Here is a 21,715-nt window from a genome sequence, read left to right as displayed (position 1 = left end):
TGTGGCGCTGTAGGTTGCGTTGGTACCGCCTGTCTCAGGGCGTAAGAGGAAAATTACTTAGCTGCCACCAACATTCAGGGTGGTGCGCCAGCTGGCGATAATACTTTCTGATCGAAATGGGTGACAGCTGCGCAAATGAGTCTGCGGTTAAAGCGGGCAGAGCGAGCTGTCTTTGCTGCCAGTCAGTCAGGCAGTATGCTGTAGGGTTGAAGACGGCTTCGTGCAGGCCCTCGCGTAGCGGCAGGGAGACATCCCTTATCGCTTCTTCGGTTAACCCGTCAATCCCCTCAGCCCTCTGCATGATAAATTCCGCAATATAACCCAGCAGTTCCTCAACCGACCGCGATGGAGACTGTAGGGCAAACAGCAACCCGGCAACGCCCGACACCTGATGAAAACGGCAGCTGACCACGTAGCCAATATTTTTCTCTACCCGGTACTGTTGAAAAAAGCGGGGTTCAAACAGAACGGCCATCAGCTGCCAGGCGGCCAGGCATGCCGCCGTCGACTCCGTTAACGGGCAGAAGACCACTGCAGCGGCATCCCGACTTTCGGTGGGGCATTGCAGTGATCTTCCCGGCACCCGGGCAGCTGGTATGAGCGGCTCAGGGTTCACTTCGGCCGGAAAGCGGGACAGCAGCCTGGCCAGTGCCAGGCTCAGCGCCTTATCCCCGCCGTAAAGCGTTGCAGACCAGCGCAGGTGGGGCAGGTGGGGGCCATTATCCTCCGCTGCACCTTCACCACGAATCAGGCCGGGAAGCTGCGCCAGCAGACAGCGTACTGCAATATCTGAGGTCAGCCGCTGTCGGGCACGCCGGGCCAGCCGCTCCCCTGTACGGATAGCGGAGGCGCTGGGGGCAATCAGCTGCGGGATCACGGCATTCAGCGCGGAGGGCAGCAACTCTGAATTCCCCCGCAGCTGGAGCAGCCAGATCCCCTGCCGGCGGCTGAAGCTGAGTTCGCCGCCGTTATGCAGGCAGTCGCCGCTTACCGTCTGGAGCGAAGAGGTAACAATGGCCGCCACGCGCGGTGACAGCGGCTGATCGGGCAACGGGCTGAGTAGCAGACAGGGAATACCGCTGCCCGGGACGCTGTGCAGCGCGACCGACTCTGACGGCAGGATGGATGGCGAGGGCAGGGATGCGCCGGAATAAAATGCCATCACCGGCAGGGCGGCAACCCCAGGCCCGGCGTTTAACAGCGGGTTAGCCCCCCCGGACTCTGCGTTCATTAGCGGGTTATCTCCCCCGGACCCTGCGTTCTCCTGTTGGCAGGCAACCCCAGGCCACTCAACCGCATTGAGTTCCAGCCAGAAGCCCTGCACCTCTCTCCGATCGGCGATAATCTCGGGTGATACCTCTAACCGGGTCATCCGCTCCGGGCGCAGCTGGCTCAACAGATGTTGCCAGCGTGCCGCAAGTCGCTCCGCTTTTGATTCCGGCGGCGGCAGGGAAAAGGCCCGCGCCCGCAGCTGATCGAGAGGTTCATGCTGCCTGAAGCGTTGAAGGGCCAGGGCAGCATAGTGGCTTAGCCCGCCAGCGGGGAGATCCTGTAGCATCACCAGCCAGCGGGTAAAAAGGACCTCAAGAGAGCGTCGCAGCGTAGCGCTCTCGCCAGCCGGTTCGCAGAGCTGGAATTCAATGGTCAGCACCGACTGAACCGGACTGCGCCAGGGTTCCAGCAGCCGTAAATCGTCGCAAAGTCCCGCGGCCCGTAGCGTAGCCAGCAGGCTGTACGCGGCGGTATCCTGCAGCAGCGCCTGCAGCAGAGAAAAGGTTTCGACGGCGGGATCGTCAATAATAAAGCTGTAGAGCATCAGGTGGGCAGCGGCGTGATGCAGCGCGAACGCCCGGTGGGGTTGCAGCGCAAGCCGGGGAACGTCGTCAGTGCACGGGGTACGCCGCGCAAGCCGGGGGGCGTTGCTGATGCAGTGGGTACGCGGCGAGCTGCTATTCGCCATTCCGTCTGCGGGAGGACGCGCGCCCGCCATAGCGGAGCCGGAAGCCGTAAGCGGTATGCGCAATATCCGGCGCGGGGGTGCCAGTGCCGGGTCCGGGCGAAACAGATTGCCCCACCGTTCCGCCAGCGCGCGCTGCTCCGCGAGCGGCTGCGGCCCCTGGAGCCAGAGCGTCAGTCTGCCAGCGTGAAAGAAGCGTCGGTGGTAGGCGCGCAGCGCACGCTGTAGCGCCGCGTTGTCTTCGCCAAAGCTGGCCTGATTACCTACCTGGAAGCGGTGAAGGGGATGCGGCTGCGCAAAGGCGTGGCTCAGCGCCGCGCTGGTCAGGGTCTCGGTGTGAGAAGCCAGCATACGATATTCCGCGTCAATCACCGCCACTTCCTGGGCGATAGCTTCAACGGCCATCAGAGGAAAAGCCAGCATATCGACCAGACGTGCCAGCGCCGCGTCCAGCTGCGCCGGATTGACCCCGACAAACCAGGCGGTGGAGGTGGTGAGGGTGGTCGCATTCAGCTTTCCACCCTGCGCGGGTACCCAGGCCATCAGTCGGTCGCTTTCCTGAAAGCCTTTACTGCCGGTAAACAGCACGTGTTCCAGCAGATGGGCCAGGCCCGGCCACGCAGCGGGCTCATGATGGCTGCCCGCTGCGAGCTGCAGTAGGGCCGCCGATTGCGTGGCGGCGGGATCCTCGATCAGCCTGACGCGTACGCCGTTAGCCAGCCGGATCCTCTGCTGCCTGTCAGCCGGGGCCATATCGCGCGATCAGCCTTTAAAGATCAGCTGGGAGTTGACGCGATTGCGGAACTGCAGCTGGTTGATCTGGATATTGGTGCAGTTGGCCTGTTCGCGCGCCGCAAGGATTTTGCCATGGTGTGGCGATTTGCCACACACCGGATCGGTATTGTCCGCATTGCCGGTCAGCATCCAGGCCTGGCAGCGGCAGCCGCCAAAATCGCGATCTTTCTCATCACAGGAGCGGCAGGGTTCCGGCATCCAGTCAAAGCCGCGGTATTTGTTAAAACCGAACGATTCATACCAGATTTCCTGAAGGGAATGCTCGAGCACCGACGGGAACGCGATCGGCAGCTGACGGGCGCTGTGGCAGGGCAGAGCCATCCCCTCCGGCGTGACGCTGAGGAAAATCGCTCCCCAGCCGCCCATGCAGCCTTTTGGCCGCTCTTCATAGTAATCGGGCGTCACAAACAGCAGGTTAGCCAGATTGCCGCTGGTGGTCATGGCCTCGCGATAGCGCTGGACGACTGCCTCCGCGCGGGCAATCTGATCGCGCGTGGGCAGCAGCCCCTCGCGGTTAAGCTGCGCCCAGCCGTAAAACTGACAGGTCGCCAGCTCCACGTCATCGGCTTCCAGCTCAATGCTCAGATCGATAATACGGTCTGTCTGATCGATATTGTGCCGATGCAGCACAAAGTTCAGCACCATCGGATAGCCGTGAGCCTTAACCGCTTTGGCCATCGCCAGCTTGGTCTGGAAAGCCTTTTGCGATCCGGCCAGCGCCGCATTAAGCGTCTCATCGCTGGCCTGGAAGCTGATCTGAATATGATCCAGCCCCGCCTCAGCAAAGGCGTCAATTTTCTTTTCGGTCAGGCCGATGCCGGAGGTGATCAGGTTGGTATAGAAGCCCAGATCGCGCGCGGCGCGGATCAGCTCGGGCAGATCCTTACGTACCAGAGGTTCACCGCCGGAGAAGCCCAGCTGAACGGCACCCATCGCGCGGGCCTGTTTGAAGACGTCGATCCACTGCTCAGTCGTCAGCTCTTTTCCCTGCCGGGCAAAGTCCAGCGGATTAGAGCAGTAAGGACACTGCAGAGGGCAGCGATAGGTCAGTTCTGCCAGCAGCCAGAGCGGCGGATTGACCTGGGGTTTAAGCAGGTTCACGGAAAATAATCCACTTTTGTTCAACGGCCTGAACGAAGAACTCTTTCACATCTTCGTCCACGCCGCCGGCGTCAGGAAACTGTGCGTTAAGCCCGGCGATCAGGGTGGCCAGCGAACGCGCGCCGTCAACCCGCTGTAAAATCGCGGCGGCGCTGTCATTCAGCTTTGCCATCCCTTCCGGGTAGAGGATAACGTGGCATTCCTGGGTTGGCTCCCACTGTAGCCGGTAGCCACGGCGGAAGGAGGGAATGTGCTGTTCGTTAAGGGACATTATGGCAGTCTCTCATTGTGCCAGACGATCTTGTCGGTCACGGTGTGATACGGAGGCCGGTTCATCTCATAGGCCATGGTCATAGCATCCAGCATGCTCCACAGGATATCCAGCTTGAACTGGAGGATCTCCAGCATACGCTGCTGTTTCTCAACCGTGGTGCACCATTCAAGCGCCAGCTGTAAACCGTGTTCGACATCGCGATTCGCCTGGCTCAGACGGCTGCGGAAGTAGCCGTAGCCTTCCTCTTCAATCCAGCTATAGTGCTGCGGCCAGCTGTCGAGCCGCGACTGGTGGATCTGCGGCGCGAAGAGTTCGGTCAGCGAGCTACAGGCCGCCTCCTGCCACACTGCCCGGCGGGCAAAGCTGACGTAGGCATCCACGGCGAAGCGCACGCCCGGCAGCACCATGCGTTCAGAGAGCAGCACGTCGCGATCCAGCCCGACCGCCTCGCCCAGGCGCAGCCAGGCTTCGATACCGCCTTCGCTGCCTTCCTGACCATCGTGATCGAGAATACGCTGGACCCATTTACGGCGGGTCAGCGGATCGGGACAGTTCGCCATGATCGCCGCATCTTTCAGCGGAATGCTGGTCTGGTAATAGAAGCGGTTCGCCACCCAGCCCTGAATCTGCTCGCGGGTACATTTCCCGTTATGCATCGCAATATGCCAGGGATGATGGATGTGGTAGTAGGCGCCTTTGGCGCGCAGGGCCTGCTCAAAGGCCGCGGGGGTCATTGGCTCGGCAGGTAGGTTATCTGGCTTCATCTTCATCTCGCTAAAGGTCAATGCGCATACCATCCCAGCTTACCTCGATTCCCAGCTGCGTCAGCGCCTGACGTTCAGCCGAGTCCGCATCAAGGATCGGGTTGGTATTGTTGATATGAATTAAAATTTTGCGCGCAGCAGGCATCGAGGCCAGCAGCGCAATCAGCCCCTGCTCCTCGGCCAGGGCCAGGTGACCCATGTCCTTACCGGTATTGCGGCCGACGCCGGTAGCGGCCAGTTCATTGTCGTGCCACAGCGTACCGTCAATCAGCAGGCAGTCAGCCTTTTTCATCCAGCCCAATAGCTCGCTGTCCGGTTCGCCCAGGCCGGGCGCATACAGCAGCGTTTTACCGCTGCGGGTATCTTCGATAAACAGCGCGACATTGTGGCCAGGCAGCGGTTTTCCCCGGTACTGCGAATAGGGCGGGGCGTTGCTCAGCAGGGGGATCGCGGTAAAGGTTAGCGCCGGGCAGACCGCCACAGAGAATGGCTCGCCGGGGTTAATCGCATGATGGACAAGTCCGCCGTTCCAGTGCGTCAGCATGGTGAAGACCGGGAACCCCTGGGTCAAATCGTCATGGACTTCCGGCGTGCACCAGACCTGATGCGGACAGCCTTCACGCAGGCTCAGCAGTCCGGCACTGTGATCGATCTGACTGTCGGTCAGAATGATGGCGCCGATAGCAGTGCCGCGCAGCGCGCCGGTTTTATTGAGCGCCGGTGTGGCTGCAATTTGCCGGGCGATATCCGGCGAGGCATTACACAGCACAAAGTTTATGCCGTCGTCACTCAGGGCGATAGAGGATTGCGTACGCGCCGTGGCGTTCAGGGTGCCGTTACGCACGCCCTGACAGTTGCTGCAGTTGCAGTTCCACTGGGGAAACCCGCCGCCCGCCGCAGAACCGAGAACGTTAATCTGCATGTGGTAACCAGAAAGAGAGTAGAAAAGAATGCCCACGGCAGGCCGCGGGCATAGGGAGATTAACGGTTAGAGATATACAGCGTAACTTCCAGACCTAAGCGTAAATCAACAAATTTAGGTTTAGTCCACATGGTGAAGCTCCTCATGGTGTTAACAGATAGTTAAGGTTCTGCGAAGGTAAGTTCAGCAGGGTTGGGCCTGATGTCAAATACCGAAATTCCGGCGCGGCAAATGGTGCGCCTATGCCAAAACGATATCAACCCTGTATGCCGCAGGGGTATTGCCTAAGGATAGTGCAAGATGTTCCATTTGGTTCATTTTCCCCAGGTTTTCTTTAATACGGCCAGCCAGTTCTGCCAGCTGATTTTCTCAATCAGCGACTCAGCGTAGCCGGCAGCGCGCATCGCCGCTATCAGTCGCGGCAGTCCGGCCACATCGCCAAGGGCATCCGGTACGCTGATGCCGTCAAAATCGGAGCCAAAGCCCACCCGGTCTTCCCCAAGGATCGCCATCAGCCCTTCCAGGTGGCGGAGGATATCCCCCAGCGGCGTGTCACCGTTGCGCTGCCCATCCTCGCGTAAAAAGGCGGTGCCGAAATTCACCCCAACAAAGCCATCGCTGTCGGCAATAGCCTGAAGCTGGGGCGCGAGTAAGTTTCGCGGCTGCGGGCAGAGCGCGTGCACGTTGGAATGGGTGGCGACCAGCGGCGCGGTACTGTGACTGGCGGTCTGCCAGAAGGCTTTCTCATTCATATGCGACAGGTCAATTAGCAGCTTCTTCTGATTACAGACGCGGATCAGATTAAGGCCTTCCGCCGTCAGGCCCTCTCCGCTGTCGGGCGAGCCGGGGAAACCACCGGTCACGCCGGTGCCAAACCGGTTTTGCAGATTCCACAGCGGACCAATGCTGCGCAGGCCAGACTCAATCCAGCGGTCAAGCTGGCTCAGCTCGCCGTCAAGCGCCTCTGCCCCCTCGATATGCAGCACCATCGCCAGCACGCCCTGCGTAATACAGTGCTCAATCTCGTGGGCGTTACGGCAAATTTTTGCCCGGCCGCCCGAGCGCGCTTCAACTGCCTGCAACAGCGCTATCTGCGCATCCGTAATGGCCAGCGGGTCGTGCAGCCGTTCACCCTGGCCGGCCTGATGCTGTTGGGTAAAGCTTGCGGGCGGGACAAAAACCGCAAACAGCCCACCCGCAAAGCCGCCCTGACGCATACGCGCTAAATCGAGATGACCGCTTAGCGCGCCGTCAAGAAACCGTGCAACGGGATCGGAGGCGCTATCCTCCAGCCACAGACGCAGCAGCAGGTCGTTATGGCCATCGAAAACCGCCTGAGGGCGTGCAGCGAGGTTGTCAGTCATCATAGTGAAACCCAGGCTTTGTTAAGTGCGAGACAAAATTACGTGTAGCCGTAAATTATAGGGGTTTGGTGCTCAACGGAACGGCTTCACACGTTAAGGACCTTTTTCCGGGATATCAACATATTATCGACCATTAAATACACGCAAAAAATGGCGTCTTTTAATCAAAAAATGACATTTATCGGACATTGCTATCCGCAAATTCATTTTCCAGGTAGCCTTTCTCACCTAACGTGATTTTTCGCTCGGTTGAGCATCAGACCCCTTAAAGGCCGAGTTTTCTCATACCACGCCTGACACCCGATTCCGCTTAGGCAGTTCGCTCCAGGCCGGGCTGTATGCAAGATCCTCCGTTCAGCCCGACGGCTGTTTCAGCATCAGGAACAGCTTCTCTACCGGCTGAGGGGGGCTGAGCAGAAACCCCTGGAGCTTATCGCACCCGGCTGCTGCCAGCGCCAGCCGCTGCGATTCCGTTTCGACACCCTCAGCGGTGATGCGCAGGCCCAGCGAATGCCCGAGGGCAATTACCGATTCAACAATAGCGTTCGCCTGAGCCTGAATACCCAGAAGCTGAATAAAACAGCGATCAATCTTCAGGGTGTCGACAGGAAACTGCATCAGATAGTTCAGGCTGGAGTAGCCGGTGCCGAAATCATCGAGGGCGATGCGATAACCGGTGCGGCGCAGGCGTTGTAGCAGCTCCAGCACCTGCTGTTGCTCCCCAAGCAGCACGCTTTCAGTGATCTCCAGCTCAAGCTGGTGCGGGCTGATGCCGTGCTGCTGTACCGATGCGCTGAGATGCGCAAAAAAGTTGGGCGACAAAAACTGTAGCGGGGAAACATTAATCGATATCGTCAGCCCCGGACAGCGCTGCGCCATCAGACAGGCCTGGCGGATCACCCAGTCTCCAAGCGGCAAAATCAGCCCTGTCTCTTCGGCGACCGGGATAAAATCCGCCGGGGAAATACTGCCCCAAACGGGATGCGTCCAGCGTAGCAGCGCCTCCACGCCGAGCATGTTCTGCCCGCTGCTATCCATAATCGGCTGATACCACAGCGCCAGATCGCCGGATCGGTTTAGCGCCAGGCGCAGTTCTTCCGCCAGCAGCTGGCGCTTCTGGATGGCTTTCCCCAGCGGAGGGGCATAAAGGCGATAGCATCCGCGCCCGTCAGATTTCGCCGCATAGAGGGCAATATCCGCCATACGCATCAGTTCAAGCCGGTGTTTGCCGTGTCGCGGCGCCAGGGCGATACCGATACTGACTCCCACCCACAGATGGATCCCCTGTAGCGTAATGGGTTCGGTGAGCAGCGTGATAATTTGCTGACACAGGCGCGTGACGCTTTGTTCGTCCTGCCCAAGATCAACAATCATCACAAACTCATCGCCGCCCAGTCGGCCGATAACGTCCTCTCCGGTCAGCAGACCTGCGAGTTGCTGACTGACGTTGATCAACAGCGCATCCCCCATCTGATGGCCGTAGGTATCGTTAATCATTTTGAAACGATCGAGATCGAGTAGTAGCAGAGCAAACTCGCCGCGCCCAGCAGGCAGTGCTGCCAGCCGACGCTCCAGCTCCGCTTCAGTAGCGTTTCGGTTTGGCAGTCCGGTCAGCCCGTCCCGCATGGCCAGCTGCTGCGCATGAGATTCGCTGGCCCGAAGCCTGTTCAGCGAGTCCGCCAGTCGCTGCTGCGAGTGCCACAGCCGCCGGGTCATCAGAATGCACATCAACGTGATCGCCAGTACGGCCAGGCTGACCAGCGGCGCGGTAACCAACAGCATCTGGCTGCCTGGCCGCATCGGCTGCCAGGAGACGTCACTGACGGGCAGATTCTGCGACGAGGTAAGGGTAAATCCGGCGCTGTTAGGCATATCGGGTGAACGGGAAGTAAAGCGAAAGTCCCTGACTACGCCACGATGCTCCAGAAAGTCGATAAAACTGTCGTGCAGATAGCGAATGAAAATCAGTTTTTGGCCGTGGCCCGCCGGTATGACACCGGCGGCCATTTCGGCCACGCGCTGGCGAACGCGGACAACGTCGCCGGTGAAAGGGGATGCGTCCCCGGCACCGGACGCACTCAGCTGCGCCAGCCACGGGGTCAATGAGTCTGCCACCTCCTGGTAACGTTCGGCAGAAACGGATTTCCCCGCCAGCCAGGCGGCCAGCGGGCGGTTCCGGGCATCCAGCAGGTAAACCTCATCGTCCCCGGCAAGCCTGTAAAGCCAGCTTCCCAGGGAGAGCGGGGCAGACTGAGGTGAATGAAGCTGCGTGGGTAGCGCTTCCCAGTTAAGCAGGTGACGGTGCTGCTGCAGGAATTCACTCAGATGCTGGGCGAAGATATTTTCGATGACCTGCTTTTGCTTTTCCAGAGCTTTAGCATTGCTCAGGGTGGTGACCCACCAGGCGGTAAATCCGCAGCCAGTAAAGGCAAACAGCACCACGGCCACCATCGGCGAAAGAACGCTGCGGATAAACTGGCGTCGTAATCCAGCAGTCTGGTCCTGAACATCGGTCATTTCTCGTCCTGCACAGACATGTCTGTCATCGCTTAGCCCTGATACAACATGATAATGACATTACCTTATTATGCACTTTCATTAAAGTTACCTGCTGTTTAGGCAGGTAACTCACGGCCAGGGCGCGGCGGCAGAAGGAGGACAGGGGCGAACGGACGGACTGGCCCTTAATGTGCGGTCTGGTTGCTCATGGGATCGGCGGTGACCGGCATGGGGGCCACGTCTGGCGGCAGGAAGATATGATCCATAATATTTCTCACCAGCGGGGCGGCGGTGACGCCGTTGATGCCGCCGTTTTCGAGGATCAGCGCCATCGCCACTTTCGGATCGTTAAAGGGCGCGAACGCGGTATAAAAGATGTGGTCACGCAGCCGGATGGGGATCATTTTCGCGTTGTAGATCTGGTTCTGCTTCAGCCCAAATACCTGTGACGTGCCGCTTTTCGCTGCGATGCCATAAGGGGCCGTATGGAAGTATTTATAGCCGGTGCCGTTGCTGGCGTTTGCCATACCGAACATCGCGTGGCGCACCAGGCTCCAGTAAGGCGATTTGGCATCGCCAATCTGCTGTGGCGGCAGGGTGGGTTTCCAGGGGATAACGGTGCTGCCCTGTTTTTCCTCGTAGAGCAGGTGCGGCTGGATCGCCCGGCCATTATTAATAAGCGTAGCCATTGCTTTGACCATCTGTACCGGGGTGGCTATCCAGTAGCCCTGACCAATCCCCACGGAGACCGTATCCCCCTGATACCAGCCTTTTTTATGCACTTTAAGCTTCCATTCGCGACTCGGCAGCAGGCCATTGTACTCTTCGTTAAGATCGATGCCGGTGGACCTGCCGTAGCCGAACTGGCTGAGCATAGTGTGGATACGATCGATGCCCATCATAAAGGCGACCTGATAGAAAAAGGTATCCGCCGACTCCTCAATCGCGCGGGTGACATCCAGCATGCCGTGGCCGGTTTTTTTCCAGTCGCGATAGCGCCGTTCGGTACCCGGCAGCGTCCAGGTGGGCGCGCCGAAAAAGGTGGTTTGCGGCGTGATCACGTGGTTTAGCAGGGCAGACATCGCCATATAGGGTTTAACGGTGGAGGCGGGCGGATAAAGCCCCTGGGTAACGCGGTTAATCAGCGGCAGGTCTTTATTTTCCAGCAGCGCCCGGTAGGCTTTGCTGCTGATACCTTTCACAAAGGGATTAGGATCGTAGCTGGGGCTGGAAACCATCGCCAGTACGCCGCCGTCGCGGGGATTTTCAATCAGCACGGCCGCGCGCTGGCCGACCAGCTGGGATTCCACATACTGCTGAAGATGCAGATCGAGCGTCAGAGTGATATTTTTCCCCGCCACCGGCGGCACCTCTTTCAGCACGCGGATGACCCGACCGTGGTTATCCACCTCGACTTCCTGATAGCCCGTTTTCCCGTGCAGCACGGATTCGTAGTAGCCTTCAATGCCCTGCTTACCAATATTATGATCCGCCGCGTAATTCTCGCCGACGCCCGCTTTGTCCAGCCGCTTAAAATCATTGTCGTTAATTTTAGAGACGTAGCCCACCACGTGAGCCAGGTCAGGTCCGTAGGGATACTGCCGGTCTTCGTAACTGTTGATTGTCACGCCGCTGAATTTGAACTGATTGACCGAGAAGCGGGCCACCTCTTCATCGCTCAGCTCGGTTTTCAGCACCACGGGCTTATAGCGGCTACTGGCGCGGAGCGATCGGGTAAAGGTGTCGATGTCATCGGGCGAGAGGTTGATAAGCGGCGAGAGCTGGTTCAGCAGGGCCTGTATATTCTGGATTTTGTACGGCAGAACCTCAATGTCGTACCAGGTGACGTTTTTTACCAGGGGAATGCCGTTGCGATCGAAAATGAGCCCACGGGTTGGCGCAATAGGGATCATTTTGATGTCGTTCTGGTTGGAGCGGGTTTGGTAATACTGATTTTGCTCGATTTGCAGGTGCCAGAGATTGACGACCAGGGCAGTGAACCCGGCCAGAACCAGTGCAAAAGCCACTAATGCCCTGCGAACAAACAGCTTTTCTTCTTCTGCAAAATCTCTGAATTTCATTACCCGGCAGTCGCATTGTTCTTTATTGTTAAGCGGGCTAATGATAGAGATACCCTCACAAATCACGACCTGAAAGATGCATATCCGGCCGCTAAAGTGTGTCATTTGTTATCCATGTTACAAATCAGACACGTTATTCGCGCGGCAGAGGCACATACGGTAAAACCCGGATCCCGTCTATGCTTTACCCTGGTCCGCAATGACGCCACCCTTATCTGCGGGTGGTGCATGCCGTTTTTCAATCCGAACATCGATTCAGAGGCTTCTATGTCTGCGCTTTTTACCCCATTCACACTTAAAGACGTGACCCTTCGCAACCGCATCGCGGTGCCGCCTATGTGCCAGTACAGCGCCGTTGACGGCGTCAGCAACGAGTGGCATCGGGTGCATTACAATGCCCTTGCGCGCGGAGGTGCAGGGCTGGTGATCGTTGAAGCGACCGCCGTATCGCCGGAAGGACGGATCACTCCCGGATGCCTGGGGATCTGGAATGACGAGCAGGCAGAGAAGCTGGCGCAGATCGCGCGTGAAATTAAGGCCTCGGGGGCAGTGCCGGGCATTCAGATTGCGCACGCCGGACGTAAAGCCAGCGCGAATAAACCCTGGGAAGGCGATGACCATATCGCCCAGGGCGACGCACGCGGCTGGGAAACCCTGGCGCCTTCTGCGGTGGCGTTTGGCGCGAATCTGCCTCAGGTTCCCCATGAAATGACGCTGGACGATATTGCCCGCGTTCGTCAGGACTTTGCGGATGCCGCCCGCCGCGCACGTGAGGCGGGCTTTGAGTGGCTGGAGCTGCATTTTGCACACGGTTACCTGGCCCAGAGCTTCTTCTCGGTCCACTCCAATCAACGCCAGGATGGCTACGGCGGGAGCGCCGAAGGGCGCGGTCGCTTCCTGCTGGAAACGCTGGCGGCTGCGCGTGAGCAGTGGCCGGAAAACCTGCCGTTCACCGCTCGCTTCGGCGTGATTGAGTTTGACGGTCGGGATGAAGAAACCCTGTCAGAATCGATTGCGTTGACCAAACAATTCCGCGCGGGCGGCCTTGACCTGCTGAGCGTCAGCATTGGCTTCTCTACGCCGGAGGCGAATATTCCCTGGGCCCCGGCCTTCCTGGCGCCGATTGCCGCTCGCGTGCGCGAAGAAGCGCAGATCCCGGTCGCCACCGCGTGGGGTATTGATTCACCGCCGATTGCCAGTCAGACCATCGAAAAAGGCGAGCTGGACCTGGTGATGGTCGGCAAGGCGCATCTGGCTAACCCGCACTGGCCGTACCAGGCCGCGCTGGCGCTAAAGCAGGATCAGCCCTCCTGGGTCCTGCCAGCGCCTTATGCTCACTGGCTAAACCGCTATCGCGTTAGCGAGTAGTCGCCTCATCGGCGGGGGCGTTGATCGCCCCCGCTATTGCCCGACCCAGATCTCCCGTCTTCCCCGTCCCGCCCATATCCGGCGTCAGTGCCTGTTTATCCGCGCTGTTGGCCAGTACGTTTTCAATGGCTTTCACCACCGCAGCGGCGGCCTCATCGTGGCCCAGATGCTCCAGCATCATTGCGCCGCACCAGATCTGCCCGACCGGGTTAGCAATCCCTTTTCCCGCAATATCCGGTGCGGAGCCGTGTACAGGCTCAAAGAGGCTGGGAAAGGTGCGCTCCGGGTTGATATTGGCCGACGGCGCGATGCCAATCGTCCCGGTACAGGCTGGACCGAGGTCAGAGAGAATGTCACCAAACAGATTGCTGGCGACTACCACGTCGAAGCGATCAGGATGCAGTACAAAGTGGGCCGTGAGGATGTCGATATGGTACTTATCCATTCTGACCTCAGGATAATGGCGACTCATCTCCTCCACCCGACCATCCCACCAGGGCATGGTAATGGCGATGCCGTTGGATTTGGTCGCGGAGGTCAGGTGCTTCGCCGGGCGCTTTTGCGCCAGCTCGAACGCAAATTTCAGGATGCGGTCAGTCCCTGTACGGGTCATCACGGTTTCCTGGATAACAATCTCGCGCTCGGTGCCGGGGAACAGGGTGCCGCCGACGCTGGAATACTCTCCCTCGGTATTTTCGCGCACCACGTAGAAATCTATTTCACCTGGCGCACGGTTCGCCAGCGGCGCTTTTACCCCGTCCAGCAGGCGGACCGGGCGCAGGTTGACGTACTGATCGAACTGACGGCGAAACTGTAGCAGCGATCCCCACAGGGAGACGTGATCCGGTACGATCGCCGGCCAGCCAACCGCGCCAAAGTAGATAGCATCAAAGGATTTTAAGGTGGTAAACCAGTCATCGGGCAGCATTTTGCCATGCTGCTGGTAATAGTCTGCGCTGGCGAAGTCAAACCACGTCCATTCCAAGGTGATGCCAAACTGCGCCGCAGCGGCGTCCATCACCCTGACACCCTCCGGCATCACTTCTTTACCAATACCGTCTCCGGGAATAACGGCAATTCTGTATGTGGCAGCGGTCATAGCGGGCTCCGTGATGAAAAGGGTTCAACCTGAGTACGGATTATTATTATGCAGAAATTGCGCGGTGGGTATCGATAGGATTGTCGCGAAAAGTAGAAAATTCAGCCGTTTTCCGGCTCAGAACGGAATTTTATGCGCGCCTGGCGCAGCCAGGGCGCAGAGGAATACCACGTTACTTTTTAGCGCCGTCGGGAATAAAAACGTTCAGGCAGCGATCGACGCCCTGCTGCATTTCACGCTTCTGAGCGGCACGCATTTTTTGATAGTGGGTAATGGCGTCATTGGCGGAGGCCACGTCAAACTCCACCTTATTCACCGCGTAAGAGGAATTTTCATTCGCAATCACCTCATTGAGCTTCTCTCTGAACGCATCAGGCCCTGGCGGCACGCCAATATCATTGATCACCACGCAGGCGGCGGCGTAGTAGTGCGGGTCCGGCTTATGGGGTCTGAAATTAACGTAAAGCGCGACGGCGACGGCAATCACCAGAATAAGGGTGCTGAGGGTACGGGTGTTGATCATAGCGGTGGTCCTGGGAAATGAAGCGGTAAAGCTTAGCGCTTCATGACGGGGGCAGCCAGTGATAATCACGCCGCTGCGCCAGCGGCATTCAGCGACCCTGGCGGTTTATTGTGCGGTAGCGTCCGGGACTTTGCCCGGTGATGCGTCTGAACGCCGAGCTGAACGCTGTGTCTGAGCCATAGCCCACCTTTTCGGCAATAGTTAAGAGAGCCTGCTCGCTATGGACCAGTTCATGGCTTGCAACGGCCATGCGCCAGCGGGTCAGATACTCCAGCGGCGGCAGCCCGACCAGCGTTTTAAAACGCTGACTGAAAGCGGTGCGCGACATGCCGACATGCTGGGCCAGCTCTTCCACTTTCCAGCTTTTGGCTAAATCTGCGTGCATCTGCGATAGAGCGGCAGCGATACGGCGGTCGCGAATGGCGCTAAGCCAGCCCGCTGCGTCGTCAGAGGAGGCCAGATAAGCACGCAGAAGCTGGACCAGTACGAGGGTTGCAATACTCGACGCAGAGATAGCCGCGCCCGGCTGAGCTGACTGCGTTTCGCTGGCGAGCAGGCTCATAACGGCGGTGAGCGGGCCAGTGCGCAGGCGGTTTGCCGGGAGATGAATCAGCGGAGGCAGCTGCTTAAGCAGAATATCACTGGTGCGATCGTCAAAGGTGAATTTTCCCCCGGTCACCACCACCCGATTATCGCCATTGCCATAGCGCACCACGCCATCTGCTTCACGGCAGGATGCAAAAATGCGGCGCCCATCAAGCGGGATACAGTGGGGATCGGTCGCGGTATAGTAGGTCATCTCGCCGGTTAACAGGTAGAAGTCACCGGTTGCAATCTTCACCGGCGATTTCAGCCCGTCGATCCAGAGCCAGAAACCGCCTTCCAGCGCGCAGCCAAACTTCATCTGCTGTCGGGAGGGGAAGGACATTGCCCACCTGCCGCAGCCCTCGAAACGGGCTGAAAGTGCGCTTTTCACTTTAAGCAGCGCAAGAACGTCGGATAGCGGATCCATAGTCAGACCTGAACGATGCCATAAGAAAAGCGGTGAATTGATTATAGTTTGTTAAGTGCAGGCGTGTCACTCTGGTTTTTTCTCTGACGGAAAAGGCTGATACGATGAAATATGCACAGTTGGGAACCACGGGCGTTTTTGTTTCACGCCTTTGTCTGGGTACCATGACGTTTGGCGGTGCCGAAAATGCCGTAACTACCGCAATGGGTCGTCTTACGCAAAAGGAGACGGAGGTCATTGTTGGCAGCGCTCTTGATGCGGGCATAAACTTTATTGATACCGCCGATGTATACGGGGGAGGGGCGTCAGAGGAGCAGCTGGGACAGGCGCTGAAGCTTCGCCGCCACGAAGTGGTGCTGGCTACCAAAATGCATGCCCGCGTTGGACCGGGTCCAAACCAGGTCGGGCAGTCGCGTATCCACCTGATGAATGCGCTGGAAAACAGCCTTCGACGACTTAAAACCGATCATATTGATCTCTATCAGCTGCATAATTTCGACCCTTATACGCCGCTGGAAGAGGTGCTCCGCACCCTGGACGATGCCGTCAGTCAGGGCAAGGTGCGCTACATTGGCTGCTCTAATTTTGCTGGCTGGCAATTGATGAAAGCCGCGGGGATCGCGGAGCTTAGGGGCTATACACATTTTGCCTCTGTCCAGTCATGGTACTCGCTGGCGGGTCGTGATATTGAGCGTGAGCTGATCCCTGCCGTGGCCGATTCAAACGTAGGTTTGCTGTGCTGGAGTCCGCTGGCGGGTGGCCTGCTTTCCGGGAAATTCGACCGCAGCGGTACGTCGGATCCGGGTGCAAGACGTGCGCAGATCCAGTTTCCACCGGTGGATGAAGACAAGGCACTGGTCATTATCGACCAGCTGAAAATTATCGCTGAACGGCATCAGGTCAGCGTTGCGCAGATTGCGCTGGCATGGGTACTGGCTCAGCCTGCCGTGACCAGCGTGATAACCGGCGTCAAACGTCCGGATCAGCTCGCCGATAACCTCGGTGCCCTTGATGTAACGCTAAGCGATGACGATCTGGCCTTGCTGGATGAGGCCAGCAGACCCCCAGTCAGCTACCCGGGATGGATCCAGAGCTATAACGGTAAAGGGCGGGTACCAACGGGTTATACGTACGACGGTGCGTCATGGCAACTGGGCGAACCGCCATGCTGACAGTCTGCTTGCTCAGGATGGCTTTACCCTGCTGAATGAAGTGAACATCGTTGCCGCAGCGTCCGGCGGGCGGCAACAAAATCATTCGGCAGACGCTACTGGCGAATAAGCCGTCCTGCGGGCGGCACCGTGTCAATGTTGTTGCGGTTTAATGCGCGCGGCAGGGTTTCCAGTAGCTGCGGGGAATAGCGCTGGATATAGTCCGTTTTAGTGCCGGGCAGGGTCAGCGAGCTTTTCATATTTATTTTTCTCTCCTTTCATCAGACAGAAATATATTTCCTGAACAGGGCGCGTGTGCCATAAATAGGGCCGGTTCCTGCGATGGCATAGACCATTTTAATCAGGAACTGCGAGATGATAATCGACTTAATGACGTCGGCGCTCAGGGTGTTATAAAACGCCAGCGTGCAAAATATAATGCTATCAAGCGCAGCGGCAACCGTTGAGCTGGCGATAACGCGAACGAACAGATAGCGCGATTGCATCAGGGCTTTAATTTTGCATAACAGCCAGGAGTTGACGTTTTCAGAGACGATGTAGGCCACGGAAGAGGCAATCAGCACGGCGGCGATACTGTCGACGATTTCACTCCAGGCCGCGCCCAGTCGCCACTCCTGCAGGCCAGGCAGCGCGGCGGTGACCATCAAACCCAACACAAATAATATATTGGCGATAAAGGAGAATATAATCGCTCTGCGCGCCAGCCGTAGCCCGTAAAATTCATTGAGGATATCTACCAGAATAAAAGTGAGCGGGTAAAGGAAAACGGCTGGTGGAACTATCATATGCAGCCAGGGAATATTAACGGGCTTTACGCCGGTAACCGTACAGAATATATAAATCACGCTAAGCGAGAGCGCGATAATCATATACGCAAACCATGAACGATCGCGCCGGTCCTTCATATCGTAGGCGGTGACGGTGTTTTCTCCGGCATACATTCGTCGGTAAACTTCCCGGAGTTCATTGCGGTTGAGATCCTCTGAAATCTCACTGGTTTCCAGTTCGCTTAACGGAATGCTTACTCTCTTACCGGTGGACAGTATCATCACATTCGCCCGCACCGCATCAAAAGAGCGGCTAAATCCCAGCAGTTTATATATTTGGTTATCTGACAAAATAGCTTCCTTTTTACGCGATGCGTTCTTCGACCACGGTGCCTATTAATCTACTCTCTTCACGGGGAATAACGCTTACGGAGCCCGGTACTTCCCTGAGGTAAAAGCCCTTTCCGGCAGAATAGAGCAGGGAAGGTTGATGATTATCCGGCAGGGAATACCGTTTGATGATTAGCGTGTCACCGGGAAAGAAGGTGTTACCTATCGACGTCTCCACTTTTATGCCAATCAGATTGGGGCCCTCAGCAAAAGCCCAGGTGACGGGATAGCGCATGATTAGCTGGCCCACCCGGGTCTCCATGCATGCTAGCAGGTGTGACTGCGGAATAAGGGGAATAGCGGCGGGGTTCTTATTACCGTCAACGGACAGCAGATTATCAATTCTGTCCAGCTCCTCTATGGAGCAGTGCTCGATAACATCGCAGGCGACGCCAAAAAAATCTGCAATACGGGTCACCGTCGAGGGCTGGACCCGATTGATTTTGCCGTCGAGAATTCGATAAAGCGTGTTGCGCGTGACGCCTGCGCGTAACGCCAGCGAGGATTTATTCTCCCCACGCTTCCTCATCATATACTCAATATTACTGATAATATTAGATTTTCTTTTTAGTGCTGATATTTTCATCAATGTCAAACGTGCTTTTTGTAAACGCTTTGTTATGACAGTACAGGATACGATAAGGGTTTTCCATGTGAAAGTTTAATGGGATACGCGTATCTCATTCTGCCATTAAAAATAAATACTTAAAAAACAGTATATTAATTAATACGTGGTCATTTTGCTATGCTTTTTGACCACTTTGTTGTTGACCAGATAACATGACTGATGCTTAACTGATTCATAAGGCATGACAAAACAGATCCAGTAATTATCCTAACTAAAATAAAGACATATGATCGTAACGAGCGATACTTTTAAGCCACACCAGGGAAATTTTTTTTAAAGCCGCACTATTTAGCCCGACAGGCGGCGAGTGAGAATTCATTTGCGGTGGCGAAGCCGCGCAGGCCGCCGACCAGCACCGACATAAGCTGGGTACCGACCTGCTTCTCCGTCAGGCCAACGGTATCAAGCAAATCGAAAATTTCACGCGGATCAAAGAGGATATTCCACAGAAAAACCGCTTTATCGCCAATATCGGGAAGGTCCATTTCCCCCATCGCTTCCCTGAGTGCAGGGCGTACGGCATCAGCCTGGACCAGAAGATATTCGGCCCCTTCCCACAGCCGCTCCAGGTAACCCCGGCGGTTACGCATCGGCACCATTGCGGCACCGCGTTCCCGTACCAGCTTAATCCAGTAGCGGCTGACGTTTTCCAGCTTCTCCAGCCCGGCACAGGTTTGTCTGCGGCTGAACTCCAGTAGCAGCAAACCCACATCATGACGGTAGGTATTTAGCACTTCTTCAACAGAGGTAAACTGACGATAGGCGGTGGCGACGGAAACGCCCGCCTCGGCGGCAATTTCCGTCATGCTTATCGGATTTTCAGAGCGTTCAAAGAGCCTGGCCGCCGCCTGAATCAGGTTTTTACGATTTCGTTCTGTATCGCTGCGCATCATTTTTCCCGTCATTGTCGATCCTTGTTAATCATCCCTTACTTCAGCCCGGCCAGCCCCCGCTTCAAACGGCGGACACCTTCGCTGATCGCTTCACTGCTGGCGGCATAGGAGAGCCGCAGATAGCCCTCACCCGCAGCGCCAAATTCACTGCCTGGCCTGACGGCAATGCCCTGTTCACGCAGTAATGCCACCATATCAATAGCGGGTATCGGCAGCGAATAGGAGGGGAAGCAGTAAAATGCGCCTTCCGGCTCGTTCAGCGCCAGTTCCGGGATGCTCCGCAGGCCGTTCATCATCAGCTGGCGACGTTCGCGGTATATATCATACATACGTTTGACGTCATCTTTACACTCCCGGATAGCGACCAGCGCGGCGCGCTGAACGGCACTGTTTACCGAACCGTTTACAGTATTATGCACGCGTGCGGCGGCTTTGATCATCGCGGATGGCCCCGCGAGGTAGCCGACTCGCCAGCCGGTCATGGCAAAACTTTTTGAAAACGTCTGGCAATAGAGCGTCCGGCCTCTGAATTCCGGCACCTGGAGCACCGAGGTAAAGGGGCGGTCGGTGAAAACCAGATCGCTGTAGGCTTCATCGGCAATCACCCGCGTATCGTGCAAGGCCGCCCATTTTGCCAGCGCCTCAATTTCATCGCGACGGTGGACAATCCCGGTCGGGTTGCCAGGGTTACAGAAGATAAACAGCTTTGCCCCCTCCAGCACCTGGCCGAGACGCGTCAGATCCCAGTGTAGATCGGCCTGGCACGGCATGGGCACGCAAATACCGCCCGCCATATTGACCAAATCGGCATACAGGGAGTAGGTCGGATCGGGGATCACTACCCGGTCGCCGGGATTAACCATGGAGAGTATTGCCGCAGCCAGCCCGGCAGTGCCGCCGTGAGTAACCAGAATCTCGCCGTCAGCCACGGGATTACCGCTCTGTGCCGCGACCTCTTCTGCCAGCGCCTGGCAGAGCGCCTTATCACCCAGCAGGGGAGCATAGTGCGTATAGCCGTCGTTCAGGGCATCCACCGCCGCCTGCACGATGCGCGCCGGCGTTGCAAAATCGGGTTCCCCCATTGCCAGCGAGATCATATCGCCGGTTGAGGCCGGTTGCTGCACGCGTAGCGAGCTACGCTCAATGCGAAGTACCGCCTCAGCGGCCTTAAAGTCAGATACAGACATGGTTTTTACCTCTGCGTAATGTCGGGTTCAGCGGCTCTTTTCGCGCTCGGCCTGGCACGAAGGGGGGGCATTTTTCCAGCGACTCACCTCAAGATCGCCGGAAATATCCCGCTGGTAGGTCGGTGCAACAATCAGTTCTTCAATGACCGTGCGTGACGGGAGGCTGGCGCAGAGCAGGATGGCTTCAGCGACATCCTCCGGCTGAACCATATTTTCGCGAATGTGCACGTCGGGCGGGTTGGCACGGTTATCCATAATCGGCGTATTCACCTCGCCGGGCAGAATTGAGGTTGAGCGAATGCCCTCGTTGCGGAACGTGTTATGCAAATAGGTCATAAAATTTCGCACGCCCGCCTTGGCCGCACCGTAGGCTGCGCCGCCCAGCAGATTGGGTCTTAACGCGGCCAGTGAGGAGACGGTAATAATAGTGCCGTTCTGTTGACTGAGCATGCCGGGAAGGACCGCCTGGGTCAGCAGAAAAACCGCTTTCAGATTGACCTCCTGCACCTGATCCCACTCCTCCTCTTCGATCCATCGGGCATTAAGCGTCCTGCTGGCGCTGCCGGCGTTGTTAACCAGAATATCGACCCGGCCAAACTCACCGATCGCCCAGCCAATGAGCGCGTTAACCTCGGACCTGCGGGCAATATCCGCCGCGAAGGCCCACAGCTGGCCCGGGCGGCGATTTTTGGTATTGAAATCACTCTTAACATTCTGACTATTATGACTGTTTAGGTCGTTCTGCCCGCTCTGCAAACTCGCGCTCAATTCGGCCACCACCTTATCCAGCACGGCCTGGCGGCGCCCCACCAGCACCACGCGCGCGCCGCGCGCCGCAAAGGCCGCCGCTGCTGCCTTGCCGATACCGCTTCCGGCACCGGTGATAATCACAACTTTTTCCGTCAGTGATTGCATACTC

The 21,715-nt window shown here is 57.4% G+C and carries 20 protein-coding genes; 2 read left to right on the top strand and 18 right to left on the bottom strand.

From position 1 onward, the window contains the following. Nucleotides 1-34 precede the first annotated feature (34 nt). The 9 genes from ACLRGG_RS03465 to mrdA2 all read right to left on the bottom strand — a co-directional run bounded on the left by ACLRGG_RS03465 (nucleotide 35) and on the right by mrdA2 (nucleotide 11,757). The gene (locus ACLRGG_RS03465; RefSeq protein WP_416248441.1) at nucleotides 35-2,710 is read right to left on the bottom strand and encodes an insulinase family protein; all 2,676 of its coding nucleotides are present in this window, start codon (nucleotides 2,708-2,710) and stop codon (nucleotides 35-37) included. Nucleotides 2,711-2,719: 9 nt separating this feature from the next. Continuing rightward, nucleotides 2,720-3,853 (bottom strand): pyrroloquinoline quinone biosynthesis protein PqqE, encoded by a 1,134-nt coding sequence (pqqE, locus tag ACLRGG_RS03460; protein WP_416248440.1) that lies wholly within the window; start codon nucleotides 3,851-3,853, stop codon nucleotides 2,720-2,722. Then, nucleotides 3,840-4,124 carry a pyrroloquinoline quinone biosynthesis peptide chaperone PqqD gene (pqqD, locus tag ACLRGG_RS03455; RefSeq protein ID WP_416248439.1) on the bottom strand — a complete coding sequence of 95 codons (285 nt, stop codon included), beginning with the start codon at nucleotides 4,122-4,124 and terminating at the stop codon, nucleotides 3,840-3,842. Before pqqD ends, pqqE begins: the two co-directional genes overlap by 14 nt. Further along, nucleotides 4,124-4,891: a pyrroloquinoline-quinone synthase PqqC gene (gene pqqC, locus ACLRGG_RS03450; protein WP_416248438.1), complete on the bottom strand. Its 768-nt coding sequence runs from the start codon at nucleotides 4,889-4,891 to the stop codon at nucleotides 4,124-4,126. Before pqqC ends, pqqD begins: the two co-directional genes overlap by 1 nt. 10 nt (nucleotides 4,892-4,901) lie before the next feature. Continuing rightward, a complete protein-coding gene (gene pqqB / locus ACLRGG_RS03445; protein ID WP_416248437.1) occupies nucleotides 4,902-5,813 on the bottom strand; it encodes a pyrroloquinoline quinone biosynthesis protein PqqB in 912 nt (303 codons plus the stop codon). 59 nt (nucleotides 5,814-5,872) lie between these two features. Next, nucleotides 5,873-5,944 carry a pyrroloquinoline quinone precursor peptide PqqA gene (gene pqqA / locus ACLRGG_RS03440; protein ID WP_071822147.1) on the bottom strand — a complete coding sequence of 24 codons (72 nt, stop codon included), beginning with the start codon at nucleotides 5,942-5,944 and terminating at the stop codon, nucleotides 5,873-5,875. 183 nt (nucleotides 5,945-6,127) lie between these two features. Continuing rightward, nucleotides 6,128-7,177 (bottom strand): dipeptidase, encoded by a 1,050-nt coding sequence (locus ACLRGG_RS03435; RefSeq protein ID WP_416248474.1) that lies wholly within the window; start codon nucleotides 7,175-7,177, stop codon nucleotides 6,128-6,130. A 354-nt stretch (nucleotides 7,178-7,531) separates the two neighbouring features. Then, entirely contained in the window at nucleotides 7,532-9,694 is a 2,163-nt protein-coding gene (locus ACLRGG_RS03430; RefSeq protein ID WP_416248436.1) for a putative bifunctional diguanylate cyclase/phosphodiesterase, read from the bottom strand. Between the two features lie 167 nt (nucleotides 9,695-9,861). Continuing rightward, a complete protein-coding gene (mrdA2, locus tag ACLRGG_RS03425; RefSeq protein WP_416248435.1) occupies nucleotides 9,862-11,757 on the bottom strand; it encodes a peptidoglycan DD-transpeptidase MrdA2 in 1,896 nt (631 codons plus the stop codon). Nucleotides 11,758-12,024: 267 nt separating this feature from the next. Here mrdA2 and ACLRGG_RS03420 point away from each other — a divergent pair, with 267 nt between their 5' ends. Continuing rightward, nucleotides 12,025-13,125 (top strand): NADH:flavin oxidoreductase/NADH oxidase, encoded by a 1,101-nt coding sequence (locus ACLRGG_RS03420; protein ID WP_416248434.1) that lies wholly within the window; start codon nucleotides 12,025-12,027, stop codon nucleotides 13,123-13,125. Here ACLRGG_RS03420 and ACLRGG_RS03415 read toward each other — a convergent pair. The 3 genes from ACLRGG_RS03415 to ACLRGG_RS03405 all read right to left on the bottom strand — a co-directional run bounded on the left by ACLRGG_RS03415 (nucleotide 13,115) and on the right by ACLRGG_RS03405 (nucleotide 15,759). Then, nucleotides 13,115-14,224: a tartrate dehydrogenase gene (locus ACLRGG_RS03415; RefSeq protein WP_416248433.1), complete on the bottom strand. Its 1,110-nt coding sequence runs from the start codon at nucleotides 14,222-14,224 to the stop codon at nucleotides 13,115-13,117. The two genes, ACLRGG_RS03420 and ACLRGG_RS03415, sit on opposite strands and share 11 nt — an antisense overlap. A gap of 172 nt (nucleotides 14,225-14,396) precedes the next feature. Continuing rightward, nucleotides 14,397-14,747: a hypothetical protein gene (locus ACLRGG_RS03410; protein WP_416248432.1), complete on the bottom strand. Its 351-nt coding sequence runs from the start codon at nucleotides 14,745-14,747 to the stop codon at nucleotides 14,397-14,399. A gap of 88 nt (nucleotides 14,748-14,835) precedes the next feature. After that, nucleotides 14,836-15,759 (bottom strand): AraC family transcriptional regulator, encoded by a 924-nt coding sequence (locus ACLRGG_RS03405; RefSeq protein ID WP_416248431.1) that lies wholly within the window; start codon nucleotides 15,757-15,759, stop codon nucleotides 14,836-14,838. A gap of 104 nt (nucleotides 15,760-15,863) precedes the next feature. Here ACLRGG_RS03405 and ACLRGG_RS03400 point away from each other — a divergent pair, with 104 nt between their 5' ends. Beyond that, nucleotides 15,864-16,931 carry an aldo/keto reductase gene (locus ACLRGG_RS03400; protein WP_416248430.1) on the top strand — a complete coding sequence of 356 codons (1,068 nt, stop codon included), beginning with the start codon at nucleotides 15,864-15,866 and terminating at the stop codon, nucleotides 16,929-16,931. Nucleotides 16,932-17,026: 95 nt separating this feature from the next. On the opposite strand, the gene ACLRGG_RS03395 is transcribed toward ACLRGG_RS03400, so the two are convergent. The 6 genes from ACLRGG_RS03395 to ACLRGG_RS03370 form a co-directional block, all read right to left on the bottom strand. Further along, complete coding sequence (locus tag ACLRGG_RS03395; protein ID WP_416248429.1) at nucleotides 17,027-17,170, bottom strand: hypothetical protein; 144 nt, start codon at nucleotides 17,168-17,170, stop codon at nucleotides 17,027-17,029. A gap of 21 nt (nucleotides 17,171-17,191) precedes the next feature. Further along, nucleotides 17,192-18,049 carry a queuosine precursor transporter gene (locus ACLRGG_RS03390; RefSeq protein WP_416248428.1) on the bottom strand — a complete coding sequence of 286 codons (858 nt, stop codon included), beginning with the start codon at nucleotides 18,047-18,049 and terminating at the stop codon, nucleotides 17,192-17,194. Nucleotides 18,050-18,062: 13 nt separating this feature from the next. Then, nucleotides 18,063-18,620 carry a helix-turn-helix domain-containing protein gene (locus tag ACLRGG_RS03385; RefSeq protein ID WP_416248427.1) on the bottom strand — a complete coding sequence of 186 codons (558 nt, stop codon included), beginning with the start codon at nucleotides 18,618-18,620 and terminating at the stop codon, nucleotides 18,063-18,065. Between the two features lie 380 nt (nucleotides 18,621-19,000). Then, entirely contained in the window at nucleotides 19,001-19,621 is a 621-nt protein-coding gene (locus ACLRGG_RS03380; RefSeq protein WP_082804167.1) for a TetR/AcrR family transcriptional regulator, read from the bottom strand. A 23-nt stretch (nucleotides 19,622-19,644) separates the two neighbouring features. Beyond that, a complete protein-coding gene (locus tag ACLRGG_RS03375; protein ID WP_416248426.1) occupies nucleotides 19,645-20,796 on the bottom strand; it encodes a pyridoxal phosphate-dependent aminotransferase in 1,152 nt (383 codons plus the stop codon). A gap of 27 nt (nucleotides 20,797-20,823) precedes the next feature. Then, nucleotides 20,824-21,711: an SDR family oxidoreductase gene (locus ACLRGG_RS03370; protein WP_416248425.1), complete on the bottom strand. Its 888-nt coding sequence runs from the start codon at nucleotides 21,709-21,711 to the stop codon at nucleotides 20,824-20,826. Nucleotides 21,712-21,715 lie beyond the last annotated feature (4 nt).

Origin of the sequence: Erwinia sp. PPS120 (assembly GCF_047918655.1) — a bacterium.
GTDB classification, from domain to species: Bacteria; Pseudomonadota; Gammaproteobacteria; order Enterobacterales; family Enterobacteriaceae; genus Erwinia; species Erwinia tasmaniensis_A.
Note: the sequence above shows the minus strand (reverse complement) of the source record. Positions and strands in the feature narration are given on the sequence as shown.